The following is a 13,378-nucleotide window of genomic DNA, read 5'->3' as shown; positions in this document are numbered from 1 at the left end:
TATGGATACAAAAATCACGCCCTTATCCAAGCTATTTTTAATAGTTATCTTTTTTATCCTGTATGCACCTATTTTCTTTCTTGTCTTCTTCTCATTTAATAGCGGCGATACGATGTATAACTTTGAAGGGTTTTCATTCGATTGGTACCGGGAACTTTTTCAGGATACAAGGCTATTGATTATTGTCTTAAATACAGTAGTAGTTGCTTTATTATCGGCCCTTGTCTCTACCATCATTGGTGTTCTTGGTGCATTAGCAATTCATCAGGCAAAAAAAGCACGAACAAAGAATTCCTTATTGTCATTAAACAATGTGCTCATTGTCAGTCCAGATGTCATTATCGGGGCTTCCTTTTTGATTTTGTTTACGATGGCCGGGATCAAGCTTGGATTCTATTCAGTATTGTTATCACATATTGCTTTTAGCATTCCAATTGTTGTTCTAATGGTTTTGCCGAAATTGATGGAAATGAGTCCCACCTTAATTGACGCGGCACACGATCTCGGAGCAAGTCGGTGGAACGTATTGACAAAGGTGATTATTCCCTTTATCACCCCGGGGATTATGGCAGGCTTTTTCATGGCATTAACCTACTCATTTGATGATTTTGCTGTTACCTTTTTTGTAACCGGTAATGGGTTCTCTACCCTTTCCGTTGAAATCTACTCATTAGCCCGCCGAGGCATTTCCTTGAATATTAATGCCTTGTCTGCCTTGCTGTTTCTCTTTACCCTGCTGCTCGTCGTGATTTATTACTTTATTACCCAAAGAAATAAGGTTAGTGGAATGGGGGTTCAAAAACGATGAATAAGCTTGTTCGTTTTTTCCTCATGATTGCCATCGCCTCTGCTATCCTTTTATTTACTCTTAACAGACTAAATATGTCACAAGGCTATTCTGATGGTAAGACACTAACGATTTATAACTGGGGCGATTATATTGATGAAGACCTCATAAAACAGTTTGAAAAAAAGACGGGGATTAAGGTTATTTATGAAACCTTCGATTCCAATGAGGCCATGTTGACCAAGATTGAACAAGGCGGCACAACCTATGATATTGCTGTCCCGTCTGAATATATGATTGACAAAATGCGCCACGAGGATTTATTGATTCCCTTAGATCATTCGAAACTGCCGAACTTAAAGTATATTGATAAGCGTTTTATGAACCTCCCCTTTGATCCTAATAACAAGTACTCCGTGCCGTATTTTTGGGGAACTGTCGGCATTGTCTATAACCCCAAAATGCTGAATGGAAAAAAAATCACAAGCTGGAACGATCTATGGGATTCTGATTTACAAAATGAAATTTTATTAATCGATGGGGCCAGAGAAGTCATGGGGATGGGGCTGAATAGCCTAGGCTACTCGCTTAACGATACAAACAAAGACCATTTACTTGCTGCCAAGAAAAAACTCGATACCCTTACACCGAATGTGAAAGCAATTGTCGGTGATGAAATCAAGATGCTTCTTGCCAATGAAGAGGCCTCCGTTGGATTGGTATGGTCTGGAGACGCATCAGAAATAATGGCGGAAAATGAAAACTTAGATTATGTAGTACCTAAGGAAGGATCTAATCTTTGGTTTGATAACATGGTCATTCCTAAAACCGCCAAACACATCGACGCGGCCCATCAATTTATTAATTTTATGCTCGATCCGAAAGTGGCTGCACAAAATACTGAGTATGTTGGTTATTCTACACCTAATAAGCAGGCCCTTACACATATGCCGAAAGAAATCGTTCAGGATGAAAGGTTTTATCCATCACCTGAGTTAACAGAAAAACTCGAAGTATATGAAAACCTTGGTAAGAAGAACCTTTCCTATTACAATGAATTATTTTTGCAATTTAAGATGCATAGAAAATAAACTGCATGTAAAAAAACGAGGATATCCATTACCAATGGGTTTAATACATTGGTATGGAATATCCTCGTTTCTTCTTTTATCGATTATTAAAAGCTTTTATCTTCTCGTAATTCGGCTTTATTGACAATCCAATTTGTAACTTGCGTAAGAATAGCAAATACAAAGAAGAAATTCATGGCCCAAACATTAATGAAAGGAGCTATTCCGCCAAATTCAATTGTTTCATATCCTTTTAACTTCATCACGATCATTGATTCTATAAAAATTAGAATAAAACCAACTACTCCTGCCACTCCTGCCTTAATCATGACCTTTCCCCTCCTAATAATTTGCAGCTAATATGTTTATAGATCACCTTACAACACTTTCAAGTGTAATTATGACAATTATGTGAACTTTATAATTCTATTATATGTCATATTCCAATAAACACAACTGATTAATGCTAAAAAAGGTGTCAGGCACCATGTGAACTCCTCACATGGTGCCTGACACCCACTCTTACTTCATTTTCTTTATAAATACGACTTTTAGGTAGTTGCCTTCTGGGAATTCTTTGATGGTTTTGAAATCGGAGGGAAGGGAAAATTCCTCCAATAATTTGTACCGTCTCCCTGTTTCCTTAAAGGCAGTATCAATAAAGCTCTTGAATTTCTCCATTCCAAAAGCACTGCTGTTTGTTGAAGCAACGATGATTCCGTTGTCCTCTGTAATGGCAATCGCTTCAGCGAGAAGATTTTTATAATCCTTTTCAGCACTAAAGACAAATTTCTTTGACCGTGCAAAGCTTGGCGGATCGAGAATAACCATATCAAACTTTAGCTGCTTTCTGACCGCATATTTAAAATAGTTAAAAACGTCCTCAACAATAATGCTTTGTGATTCAGAGTCAATATCATTTACAGCAAACTGCTCCATCGTCTTACTTCGACTTCGATTCGCGAGATCTACACTTGTCGTTTTCTTTGCACCCCCTAAGGCTGCAAATACAGAAAAAGCTCCCGTATAAGAGAAGGTATTTAATACGGTCTTGCCACTCGCATACACATCTCGAATCCGGCTTCTTACATTACGCTGGTCCAAAAACACCCCAACCATGGCACTTTCATTCAAATAGATGGCAAAGTTAACGTTATTTTCTTTAACGACCAGCGGGAATTGCCCTCTTTCACCTGCGACGAAGTCATCTTCCTCGATATACTGACCTTTTTCATCAAAACGCTTTTTCTGATAGATTCCTTTAAAGTCAACCAATTCCTTTAAAGCCTGAATGATATTTTCCCGAAAATGATAAATTCCCCTGCTATACCAGGTTAGCAAATAGAATCCATCAAAGTAATCTATCGTCAATCCCCCAATTCCATCGCCTTCACCATTAAAGACCCGGAAGGCATTTGTTTCTGTACTATTAAAAAATGACGCTCGAGCGTTAATCGCTTCCTTCAGCTTATTTTCAAAAAAGCCTTGATCAATAGAGGCATGCTCTTGTCTACTCAGAACCCAGCCGAGCCCCTTATTTTGCTTTCCATAATAACCTTTGGCAATAAATCTATTTTTATCGTCGATTAACTTCACAATGGAACCCTCTTCTACGAGGAGATCCCCATTAACCATTTCATCCTTAGTAATGAGTGGGTAACCGCTTTTTATCTTATTTACATACTTTGCTTTCACCTTTAAACTGACTTCTTTATTCATCTTTTCATCCCATCATTTTTTATAATCCTACTCGTATTGTAGACAATTTCTTGTCTTGCAAATCAACTTAGATAGCAATAATGTTATCATACCACTGATCACAACGGTCCTAAAGCAAAACCCGCTGCTAAAGAAGCAGCGGGCTAATGCTTTATTTCATTTTAATAAACTCCTCTACCGTTAACACGGTGTCCTTAAACCTTAGACTTTCCGCCAATTGTGTAATGCCTGGCGGTTCCACATGGGCTTTTCTCAGCAGTTCTTTTTGAGAAAAAACGAATCTTGTCTCGCCGTCTAATAGGACTTGACCCTCATTGAACACAATCGTTCGTTCAAAGTTTTCAGCGACAAAGTCCATATCATGAATAATCGTCATGACGAGCTTCCCTTTTTCCTTTAATGCGCTAATGATGTCACGGATTTTTTTCTTTCCGGCTTGATCTTGTGCAATCGTCGGCTCATCCAAAATGATAATTTCCGGATCCATTGCCACAACCGCTGCAATGCATAGGAGCTTCTTTTCCGATAAACTCAAATCATGTGGATTGACATCCAATTTGTCATTTAAGTCGATCATCGCTAAAGCTTGAACAGCATGGTCCTTTGACTGATGCTTATCCATTCCTATATTAAGCGGGCCAAACATGACTTCTTCTAACACGGTCCGTTTGAAAATCTGATCATTTGGATTTTGGAAAACAAGGCCAATGGTTTTAGCTAGTTCTGCAGCGGTAGCATTTTTCACATTGATATTCTGAATAATAATTTCGCCCTCATCAGCTTTTAATAAACCCTTCAACAACTTAACAAAGGTTGTCTTTCCTGCACCGTTTTGCCCGATAATCGCAGTTGAACGGTGGTCCAACTCCAAGTTGACCTTAGAAAGAACGGGAACTCCTTTCTTATAGGAAAAAGATAGATTGGATACGTTCATCATCATCCGATCCGCCCCCTTAAAGCTTGCTCTGCATCTGCTAATGTAACTGGATACTCATCAGTCCCCGTCCTTTTCACTCCTAGGGCTTTACATACCAGCGTGTACACAGGTGCAGCCACTCCATATTCCTCAAGGTCTTCTCTGGAAAAAACTTTCCCAGGTGTATTAAAATCCACCATTTTCCCCTCGTTCAGCAGGATGACTCGATCACAATACTGAGCGATTTTTTCCATCTTGTGTTCCGCAAGAATAATCGTTGTTCCCTGTTTACTCAAGTTTTGGATGGCCTGAAACACTTCTTCTGAGCCAGCCGGATCCAGCTGAGAGGTAGGCTCATCTAACACAAGAATGTCAGGTTTCATGGCAATGATACTCGCTATAGCCATCCGCTGCATTTGCCCGCCGGATAAGGCAAATGGGTTATGGTCCTTAACCTCCTCAATGTTTAACAAATCGAGCACATAATCAATCCGTTCAACTATTTCAGTACGCGGAATTCCGATGTTCTCCAGACCAAAGGCAATCTCCTCATACACGGTCAGTTTAGAGCCCGTCACCTGTGTAAAAGGATTTTGAAAGACCATTCCCACCTTTAGAGACATGTCTGCAATCGTTTGATTTTTGACTTCCAATCCATCAATGATTACTTTCCCGCCATAGGCCCCTTTATAAAAATGCGGAACAAGTCCGACGAGTGCCTGGCACAAGGTTGATTTCCCTGCTGAATTTTGACCAATAATCCCAACAAACTCGCCTTCCTTCACCTGAAATGAAAGATTATCAAGAGCAAGTGTATCAGATAATGGGTATTTGTACTTAAGGCCATCCACCATAATTTTACTCATCCGAATATCCTCCAAGCTAAGGCAGCCACTAGCAGCAAGAAGAGTACGGATTGCACCAGCCTGCTGTGGGTGTAGGTTTTTTCTTCATATAAATAGGTTTTCGGGACACGAGAGTTAAATCCCCTCACTTCTAATGCCATTGCCCGTTCCTTCGTGTTAATCAGCGAACCAAGTACAACAGGTCCTAACAAGGGTAAGAAAGCCTTTATCCGGATGAGTAAATTCCCTTCCGTCTCCATCCCTCTGGCCCGCTGCGCATCCATGATAGTCCCCATGCTTGCCATCATTTCAGGGATAATTTGAAAAACAGAGACAATAACATAGCCGATTCTTGGTGACATTCCTTTTCGAACCAGAGCCTCAACAAGCTCTGATGGTTTCGTGGTCAGAATCAAAATCATAAAAGAACTAACAATATTGATGACTCTAAGGGTAATTCTCAATGCAAATAATAGTCCTTCTTGATACATGGCAATGGGACCTATTCGAAAAAGCATCGTCTCATTATCTGGTCTAAACAAACCTTGGATAATGACTACCGTGATTAACACAAGGAACACAAAAGTAAACACAGGAATGGTTTTTCGAATAACCTTTGCTGCGATTAGCAAAACAATACTAATTCCCACACATATAAAAGAGAATGTAAATGATGGCAGAATAATCGGAATCAATAAGGCAAACAGAATGTATAGAAGTTTGGTGATCGGATCAATCTCATGAATAATTGAATCCCTGTCCACAAACAAGCTAATCGATTTCAAAAAGCTTCACCAGCTCTCTTTTTTTAACAAATTTAAGTTTCACTAGCATTAGTGAAAAGGCGAAGCCTAACCACTCATGGATGGAAGCCCCTAGATCACAATAAAAGGCTCATCTCATGTTGGCATAACTCCGCCCAACTTCCCTAAAAAGGGTTAATCCAACGTCTCGATCTTTTCATTGTTATTATATAATTGCACAACATTTCGCGGTAATCCTTTAAAAATACCAAAACTGATTAACACTACTAATAATTTATCTGGTACATCAACGACTAGTTCATCTAGAAGCGAGGCGAGCCAGGTAGAGTCAGTGTTTGCTAGAACAAAAGCAAATAATGCATCTCCCCAAACATTTCCGGTTTGACCTCCCCAGAAACCAATATTGAGCGGTGTCGAAACAATCGTAGCCACCAAACCAATGATTAATCCGGCAGCCACTGCTTTTCCCCAGCTAGAAATATAGCCTTTGAAAAATAAAATTCCGACTGCTAGGCCAATGGCTACACTTGTAATCGCATATACGAATGAAATAGGATCAGTAAAACCATAAATAATATTATTGATTGCTCCAGCTAACGCACCGACAATTGGGCCGCCCAACATGGCAGCTAATACAGTTCCGATTGAATCTAACCATAGCGGAAGCTTTAATAAGGCTGCGATGGTTTTACCGATATAGTTGACACCTACAGCCACCGGAATAAGAACTAGTGAGGCAGTTGTTAATCGTAACGACCACATGCTTTGCTTTTTCAATGAAAAGACCCCCTCTTACTTTTTTATAATAGAATCATAGGAAATAATGGCTTCAAGTGCCGTAAGAATTTCTAGCTCTTCTCCCTGTTTGCTCCTGTTTTTCTCATCAATATAATCATTGATTCCCCCTTCGAGATCTCCCTCTTTTTCTACTACCACATTGAGAATGGACGCGGTCTTAATCCCACGTAATCCACCAATTACAAATAGGGCTGCCGTTTCCATATCAGAAGCAAGAATCCCCTTATCTGACCAGTATTGGTCAATTGTTTGTTCTTTATCAGTATAAAAGCTGTCATGACATCTGACAATACCTGTGTAATATCTTGCTTGATTCTTTTTGGCTGCCTCGATAACTTGAAATAACAATTCTGTATCAGGTATTGCCGGATAGGCCTTATTTATATAAGCATAAGAAGCTCCATCATTTCTCACAGCGCCCGCTGCAATAACCAGGTCACCCAGACGTAACTGCGGCTGCAATGCCCCGCTGCTTCCTATTCGAATCATCACATTAACGCCAATATTTTTTAGCTCCTCAATGGCGATTCCAGCTGACACTCCGCCAATCCCGGTTGAGGTAACTAAAATAGGAACTCCTTTATATACACCACTGATTGTTCTGTATTCACGATTATAGGCAAGTTCCTCAGGTTGCTCTAAATATTGGGCCACCACTCCGACACGGGCTGGGTCTCCAGGCAATAATGCATAGTGCACGTTATGTTCGTTTCCTATTCTAATATGTGGTTGTAATGTATGATGTTCCATTTTTGCACTCCTCCCTATTTCCCATATATTACAATTTTAGCAAACTATTTGAATATGTTCACTATTTTGACTAAAGTATCACTAACAATATTTATAAATATCTGATAGTTTAATAGTAAAAATAAACAAGGAGAATTTTTAATGGTATCCAATTTTGATGATTACAATCATAATTTTTTTATGAAAGAGGCATTAAAGGAAGCAGAAGAAGCAGGGAAACGGGGAGACCGTCCAATTGGAGCGGTTATTGTTCACAACGGGACCATAATAGCTCGTGGATCAAATCGGATCAATTCCATGGACAGCGAGCTTGCCCATGCAGAAATTAACGCAATGAATCAATGTGCATCCTATTTACGAAAACATTCCCGTGAATGTATTCTTTATACGACCGTTGAACCATGCATGATGTGTTTAACAACGATTGTGTTGGCAAATATACGCAATGTCGTTTTTTCAGTAGAGGATAAGTATATGGAAATGGCACGTTTTATTGATCATAACCACTATATTAAGAAACGATTACATCATTACCTAGGCGGAGTGTTAGCTGAAGAATCTACACAACTATTGAAGACCTACTCACCCTTTATGGCAGAAGTTGTTTTAAATGGCCGCCGGCCCTCATAAATGAGTAAAATCTTCATAACTTCCACATAACTCCCCCTTAAGTTCTACACAAGTTTTCTTTATGATAAAGGTATCTTAATTAGGAAATGGTTCGAAGAGCTCATTTCTTAAAACTTCCCATAATTTGATTGGTGATCTCACCAGTCTTTTTTTTGTTTTCAAACAACCATCTTCACAACATCCACATAACTCCCCCTTAAGTTCTACATAAGTTTTCTTTATGATAAAGGTAACTTAATTAAGAAATGGTTCGAAGAGCTCATTTCTTAAAACTTCCCATTTTGGATTGGTGCTGACACCAATCTATTTTTTTGTCCAGACAATAAAAAAGAAGGGGCTTGCCCTTCTACAACTTACTCCACATTTCTAATATTGGTGAATGGAAAGATAACAAATTCACTTTTGCCCACAAGGTCTGATTGCTTGATAAAGCCTAAACCATTACGGCTATCCATACTTTTTAGGCGATTATCCCCCATCACAAAATAATGTTTAGCCGGAACCATAATGGGACCGAAATCACCCGTTAACTTACTTCCCATTAATTGGGCTTCCTTTCGATTGTTCGATAAATAAACTTCTTTATAGGGTTTTCCATTTATTAATAATTGATCATCCTTCATTTCAATCTTATCTCCTGGAGTCCCAATAATTCTTTTCACATATTTCTCTGTTTTCCCATTGATGATCACAATATCTCCTCTGGTAAAACTGGTAGAATAATTGATTTTTTTGACAAAAATTTTCTCTTGATTATGTAAGGTGGGTTCCATTGATGCACCTTCCACTAAATAGGGAGCAAATAAAAATGTATGCACGATGACGGCAATTCCCGCTGCGATTAAAATTGTCTTCGCCCAGCTAAGAACCTCCCCTTTCGCATTTGAACGTCCCATTTGTTTCATCTCCTTTCATTCTATTAATATTCTATAAAAAAGCCATAAGACCTTTAATGAATATCCTGATAAAGGAACTAAGGTAAAAAAAAGTAAGCCTTCACAATGTGATGGCTTACTTTCTTAATTAGTTAACTCCGACTTGTGTCCAGGCAGATGCCACTGCATTGTATTGTGTACTGCCTGTGCCGTATAGGTCTGCCGCTGCTGCTAACAGGGAAGCGCGGGCATCGCTGAAGTTACTATATGGAGAAAGGTAAACGGTTAATGCTCGGTAGTAGATTTTCTCTGCTACAGCTGTACCCAGCTTTGAAATCGTTAAGTAAGCAGCCTTATTCGGAATACCACTATTAGTATGGACACCGCCATTATCAGAAGTAGTATTAACATAGTTACTCATATGTTCTGGCTGTCCATAAAGAGTTGGGTTAGATAAACTGCGGAGAGCATCGCCTGCTTTATTCGGGGTATATACATCCTCACCGATTAAGTAATCAGCCTTATCAAGGAATACACCAAATGTATCTGAAATGGACTCATTGAGTGCACCAGATTGATTTTGATATGCTAACCCAGCTGTTCTCTCCGTCACTGCATGCGTTAATTCATGGGCGATAACATCAAGCCCTCCCGATAATGATCTAAATGTTGTCCCATCCCCGTCACCATAGACCATCTGTGAACCATTCCAGAAAGCATTATTATAATTTCTTCCATAATGTACGGTTGAACGCAAGGTGGCCCCATTACCATCAAAGCTGTTCCTATTAAACGTATTTTTATAATAATCGTAAACCACACCCGCATAGTAGTGAGCATCTACATCCGCACGCTGAGAGGTTGCGTTAAAATTATTATCTGGATCAACCGAATAGCTGCCAGGCAAACGTGATAAGTTTTTCGCTGTTAATGTTTCAATTACCCCATTCATTGGCTTAGTGGTATCATACAAATAATATGTACCGCTTGAATAATAGGTGTTCAACGTTTTCGTATCTCCTAGAACGCCAACCCCAGTTCCTGCATCATTGACAGCATTATAGGAATCTATGATATTACCATTAACTGCATCTACATAGACGACCCAGTTTGCTGGATATGGCTGAATAAATTGCAGGTTTGTCTTATAAGCAAGGTAAAAATCATTCGCCTTCTTATAAACAACTAGTTCAGCCTTTTCAACTGTATCTTCCACCTTCTTACCATCAGGCCCCGCTTCAGCATTGGTTTCCGTTTCTGCTTTTGTTAGTTTGATAGACTGCCATGCATTTTCAAGTGCAGCATCTTTAGCCAGCTCAGCTTTTAACTTTCCTTTGAAATAAGAAGATGCCTCTGGGAACACATCACCATTAATGGCGGTAACGATTCCATTTTTATCAGTATGGACTTTAAATCTAGCTCCATCCAAAGGTACTCCCTGTATGGATTGGACAAAGTTATAGTGCGTGTTGCCCAGCTCGTCCTTCTCTACTGAGATCAAGGTTAAATCTTTATCTGTATCTAGTTGATAGAGGTCTTTATTTTCTTTTAAAAATTGCTTAATAGCCGCTTTGTCTTTAAGTGCCTTTGTTGATAATGTTCCGTGAACAAATGATGGAACTTCTTGTCCCTTTTTCCAATTTACTTTTGCATTCTTTCCAAACTGCTTCGCATCCTTTGTGACCGTCACGTTATACGGAATTGTTTGTGCCGCTGCCGAAATAGGTAACACAGATCCCACTGTTAATCCCAAAGCCAACAAGAATGACGTTCTCTTCTTCATTTAACCGCCTCCTAAAGATATGTTTTTATTGCAATTTTCAAAATTATCATATCATAGCAGTTTCATCTACATAATTGGGAAAAAAGTGATGGATTGAGTGACATCATCCATGGCTATAAAACCCTTCTATTAAAAATTCCAATGCTAGATTCAACCAAGGCATTGGGAAAAATAAAAAAATTATATTTTTAGGTTTAAAGTTCAAATCGTATAAATTATTTTAAATATAGCCTTTTTCATGAATAGTGTGGGCTCAATTCTGCACTCTATTCAGTTATTACGGGGGGAGTAAGTAGGTATATTAATTTGCAACAAATTCTGAATTAAACCCATTCAAATGGATGTCCATTTACTTTAGCTGTGTGAAAGGTTTTATTTATCCAAAAAAAATACCACATCAACGATAAATGTGGTAGGAAAAATACTATATTTGCTATGATCATAGGTTGAAACTAAGGGCCGTGCTGTTTTATCTTCCAAAAAGTTTACCCAGTAATCCTTGCTTCTTAGGTTCTGGCTTAGGATTGGGTTGTTTTTCAATTTCTCTTGATTTAACAATCCCTTTTTGCCGTGCATCCTTTAACCAACTTGGAAATTCGTTTAACAGTGAATCATAAAGCTGGTCATCAGAAATTTTGTCAATCTCTTCAATATGTAGGAAGTTTGCATTATCTACAACTCTTCCTTCTAATGTGTCTAATTTCTTCAGAAACTCAAAGTTTGCATTGCCAATTCCTACGAACTGCCAAAATACTGGGTATTTTGAGGAGCTTTCAATAATTGGCTTAATTGTTTTCTTACAGCCTCCATCATTGATAAAAACAATATAAGCGGGATCATCACTTATGTCCTCTTCAAGATACTTTTTTAATACATCCTTCATCACAGGCGGTTCATCATTTCTGCCAAATTTATGTACCAACTCGTCATCTAGAATAATCCGATTTACATAGCCCTCAAAATCCCTCTCGCTAACAGGCTTTAACCTTGAAAATTCATTGTCATAGACCCATACATCCAAAACACCGTCATCATCAAACTGAGACGCAATCGCCAAAATACGTTCAACTACCTTTTGGACTGTTCCATTGTTGTATAAAGTTCTCATTGACCCAGTAATATCTAGAACAAGTCCTACTCTAGCCTTTACTGTTTCAATATTCTTTTTCTCTAATACAATTTTTACGCTCTTTTTTTGTAAATCGATTGTCGCCATTTAAACTCCTCCTACAAGTTAAAAAAACATATTCATAATGATCATAAAAATAATAGAACTAGCTGCAAATCCAATAATGAAATAACCAATATACCGAATTCCCTTTGGCAAGGTTTTTAATTTCAAGCTATTTCTTTTATAAACTCCGCCGCCTTCAATTCTTTGCAGATTTTCAATTGGCGTATATAGTTGATCACTTTCAGGATTATGAATCGTCTCAGTTGGTTGTGTTTCATGGATTTTTTCCATCTTAAAACACCTGCTTTATTAGTTTATACTACAGGGTATTCTAGAAAAGTAAGGAACTACCCCCTTCTACCCCATTACTTTTGAATTTTTATAGATGCAAATTCTTAGAGTCTTAAACGCCTTGAATCTCTTTAATGCCTTTTCCATTTAAATAAGCATGACCTGTTATAAATTTACCAGCTGTATCAAACCCATATTTTGCATAAACCTTTTCGATTTTCTCATTGATAGGAAAAACCCACAGATTTTCCTTTCCTCTATTTTTTACCTCTGCCTGCAGAAAATAAATTAGTTCACCAATCAGCCCTTTTCCACGGTACTCCTCTTTTGTTGCAACACTTTCCATTCGTACTTGGTCATTCTGCTCGAACAAACAGGCAGTCGCGCAGGCGATTCCATCATACCTTAAGAGATAAAAAGTGAAAGCAGGTTGGTTAAATTCAACAGGGAAAGCCTTTTCCCGCACCTCTTTACCGCCAAACTCCTTAATGCTGCATTCGATTTCCAATGCTTCATTAAAATTTTCCTCTGTCACCTTTTCAATTGTTACCCGATCATTTTTTAGATGGTCCTTGATTTCTTGATTCCAGCGTTGAATAGGACTGACTAATTCCTCAAAATGAAACGGATAAGAAGTTAGCTCCTTAATGAAGGCTGACTGTTTTTCAAGATTGTAAATATAAAAACGTGGCGTAAGGTTCTTTTCTTTATAAAATTCAACCACCTCATCAATTACTGCCCTAGGGTTTAGGGGTACATCCACGATATGGGCATGATTGGCATCGTAATAGGTTGGTTGAAGCACATTGTAAAAAAGATATCCCCAAGATTTATCTAGCCGGTTTGTAAAGGTGTCAAGGTATGCAAGATCCAGCTCCAAGACCTTTTGTAGTAGATTCACTCTTTTTTCCCCCTTAAAAGTAAACGAAATCTGTATCTCATTATATGTCTAAAATTGTACCATAATATTCCATAA

General features: G+C 38.5%; 15 protein-coding genes. 3 read left to right on the top strand and 12 right to left on the bottom strand.

The window, feature by feature from the left end; genetic code table 11:
- The first annotated feature begins 1 nt into the window (after position 1).
- Positions 2–808, top strand: a complete 807-nt coding sequence (locus AC4E8C_RS04420) for an ABC transporter permease (RefSeq protein WP_490210578.1) — start codon at positions 2–4, stop codon at positions 806–808.
- Positions 805–1,878 (top strand): ABC transporter substrate-binding protein, encoded by a 1,074-nt coding sequence (locus AC4E8C_RS04415; RefSeq protein WP_490210576.1) that lies wholly within the window; start codon positions 805–807, stop codon positions 1,876–1,878. The genes AC4E8C_RS04420 and AC4E8C_RS04415 overlap by 4 nt, the downstream gene beginning before the upstream one ends.
- Positions 1,879–1,964: 86 nt before the next feature.
- Here the strand turns inward: AC4E8C_RS04415 and AC4E8C_RS04410 are convergent, their stop codons facing one another.
- The 7 genes from AC4E8C_RS04410 to AC4E8C_RS04380 form a co-directional block, all read right to left on the bottom strand.
- Entirely contained in the window at positions 1,965–2,186 is a 222-nt protein-coding gene (locus AC4E8C_RS04410; protein WP_490210574.1) for a hypothetical protein, read from the bottom strand.
- Between the two features lie 193 nt (positions 2,187–2,379).
- Positions 2,380–3,576: a class I SAM-dependent rRNA methyltransferase gene (locus tag AC4E8C_RS04405; protein WP_490210572.1), complete on the bottom strand. Its 1,197-nt coding sequence runs from the start codon at positions 3,574–3,576 to the stop codon at positions 2,380–2,382.
- A gap of 151 nt (positions 3,577–3,727) precedes the next feature.
- Positions 3,728–4,513, bottom strand: coding sequence for an energy-coupling factor ABC transporter ATP-binding protein (locus AC4E8C_RS04400; RefSeq protein WP_490212468.1), 786 nt, complete (start codon positions 4,511–4,513; stop codon positions 3,728–3,730).
- Positions 4,513–5,358 (bottom strand): energy-coupling factor ABC transporter ATP-binding protein, encoded by an 846-nt coding sequence (locus AC4E8C_RS04395; protein WP_490210571.1) that lies wholly within the window; start codon positions 5,356–5,358, stop codon positions 4,513–4,515. Before AC4E8C_RS04395 ends, AC4E8C_RS04400 begins: the two co-directional genes overlap by 1 nt.
- On the bottom strand, positions 5,355–6,122 hold the full coding sequence (locus AC4E8C_RS04390) for an energy-coupling factor transporter transmembrane component T family protein (protein ID WP_490210569.1): 768 nt from the start codon (positions 6,120–6,122) through the stop codon (positions 5,355–5,357). The genes AC4E8C_RS04395 and AC4E8C_RS04390 overlap by 4 nt, the downstream gene beginning before the upstream one ends.
- A gap of 153 nt (positions 6,123–6,275) precedes the next feature.
- A complete protein-coding gene (locus tag AC4E8C_RS04385; protein WP_490210567.1) occupies positions 6,276–6,878 on the bottom strand; it encodes an ECF transporter S component in 603 nt (200 codons plus the stop codon).
- A gap of 15 nt (positions 6,879–6,893) precedes the next feature.
- A complete protein-coding gene (locus AC4E8C_RS04380; protein ID WP_490210565.1) occupies positions 6,894–7,649 on the bottom strand; it encodes a nucleoside phosphorylase in 756 nt (251 codons plus the stop codon).
- A 141-nt stretch (positions 7,650–7,790) separates the two neighbouring features.
- Between AC4E8C_RS04380 and AC4E8C_RS04375 the strand changes: the two genes are divergently transcribed.
- Positions 7,791–8,279 carry a nucleoside deaminase gene (locus AC4E8C_RS04375; protein ID WP_490210563.1) on the top strand — a complete coding sequence of 163 codons (489 nt, stop codon included), beginning with the start codon at positions 7,791–7,793 and terminating at the stop codon, positions 8,277–8,279.
- A 353-nt stretch (positions 8,280–8,632) separates the two neighbouring features.
- On the opposite strand, the gene lepB is transcribed toward AC4E8C_RS04375, so the two are convergent.
- The 5 genes from lepB to AC4E8C_RS04350 all read right to left on the bottom strand — a co-directional run bounded on the left by lepB (position 8,633) and on the right by AC4E8C_RS04350 (position 13,303).
- The gene (gene lepB / locus AC4E8C_RS04370; protein WP_490210561.1) at positions 8,633–9,184 is read right to left on the bottom strand and encodes a signal peptidase I; all 552 of its coding nucleotides are present in this window, start codon (positions 9,182–9,184) and stop codon (positions 8,633–8,635) included.
- 118 nt (positions 9,185–9,302) lie between these two features.
- On the bottom strand, positions 9,303–10,937 hold the full coding sequence (locus AC4E8C_RS04365) for a M4 family metallopeptidase (RefSeq protein ID WP_490210559.1): 1,635 nt from the start codon (positions 10,935–10,937) through the stop codon (positions 9,303–9,305).
- A 469-nt stretch (positions 10,938–11,406) separates the two neighbouring features.
- Complete coding sequence (locus tag AC4E8C_RS04360) at positions 11,407–12,153, bottom strand: vWA domain-containing protein (RefSeq protein WP_490210557.1); 747 nt, start codon at positions 12,151–12,153, stop codon at positions 11,407–11,409.
- Between the two features lie 18 nt (positions 12,154–12,171).
- Complete coding sequence (locus AC4E8C_RS04355; protein WP_490210556.1) at positions 12,172–12,402, bottom strand: hypothetical protein; 231 nt, start codon at positions 12,400–12,402, stop codon at positions 12,172–12,174.
- A gap of 112 nt (positions 12,403–12,514) precedes the next feature.
- Positions 12,515–13,303 (bottom strand): GNAT family N-acetyltransferase, encoded by a 789-nt coding sequence (locus AC4E8C_RS04350; protein WP_490210555.1) that lies wholly within the window; start codon positions 13,301–13,303, stop codon positions 12,515–12,517.
- Positions 13,304–13,378 lie beyond the last annotated feature (75 nt).

The organism is Neobacillus sp. SRL179, from assembly GCF_984799095.1.
The sequence above is the reverse complement of the archived record's forward strand: the minus strand, read 5'-3'. Positions and strand labels throughout refer to the sequence as shown.

Excerpts from the sequence above, each read along its gene's own strand:
- AC4E8C_RS04420 (WP_490210578.1), top strand. The coding sequence starts at position 2 with ATGGATACAAAAATCACGCCCTTATCCAAGCTATTTTTAATAGTTATC.
- AC4E8C_RS04415 (WP_490210576.1), top strand. The coding sequence starts at position 805 with ATGAATAAGCTTGTTCGTTTTTTCCTCATGATTGCCATCGCCTCTGCT.
- AC4E8C_RS04410 (WP_490210574.1), bottom strand. The coding sequence starts at position 2,186 with ATGATTAAGGCAGGAGTGGCAGGAGTAGTTGGTTTTATTCTAATTTTT.
- AC4E8C_RS04405 (WP_490210572.1), bottom strand. The coding sequence starts at position 3,576 with ATGAATAAAGAAGTCAGTTTAAAGGTGAAAGCAAAGTATGTAAATAAG.
- AC4E8C_RS04400 (WP_490212468.1), bottom strand. The coding sequence starts at position 4,513 with ATGATGAACGTATCCAATCTATCTTTTTCCTATAAGAAAGGAGTTCCC.
- AC4E8C_RS04395 (WP_490210571.1), bottom strand. The coding sequence starts at position 5,358 with ATGAGTAAAATTATGGTGGATGGCCTTAAGTACAAATACCCATTATCT.
- AC4E8C_RS04380 (WP_490210565.1), bottom strand. The coding sequence starts at position 7,649 with ATGGAACATCATACATTACAACCACATATTAGAATAGGAAACGAACAT.
- AC4E8C_RS04375 (WP_490210563.1), top strand. The coding sequence starts at position 7,791 with ATGGTATCCAATTTTGATGATTACAATCATAATTTTTTTATGAAAGAG.
- lepB (WP_490210561.1), bottom strand. The coding sequence starts at position 9,184 with ATGAAACAAATGGGACGTTCAAATGCGAAAGGGGAGGTTCTTAGCTGG.
- AC4E8C_RS04365 (WP_490210559.1), bottom strand. The coding sequence starts at position 10,937 with ATGAAGAAGAGAACGTCATTCTTGTTGGCTTTGGGATTAACAGTGGGA.
- AC4E8C_RS04360 (WP_490210557.1), bottom strand. The coding sequence starts at position 12,153 with ATGGCGACAATCGATTTACAAAAAAAGAGCGTAAAAATTGTATTAGAG.
- AC4E8C_RS04355 (WP_490210556.1), bottom strand. The coding sequence starts at position 12,402 with ATGGAAAAAATCCATGAAACACAACCAACTGAGACGATTCATAATCCT.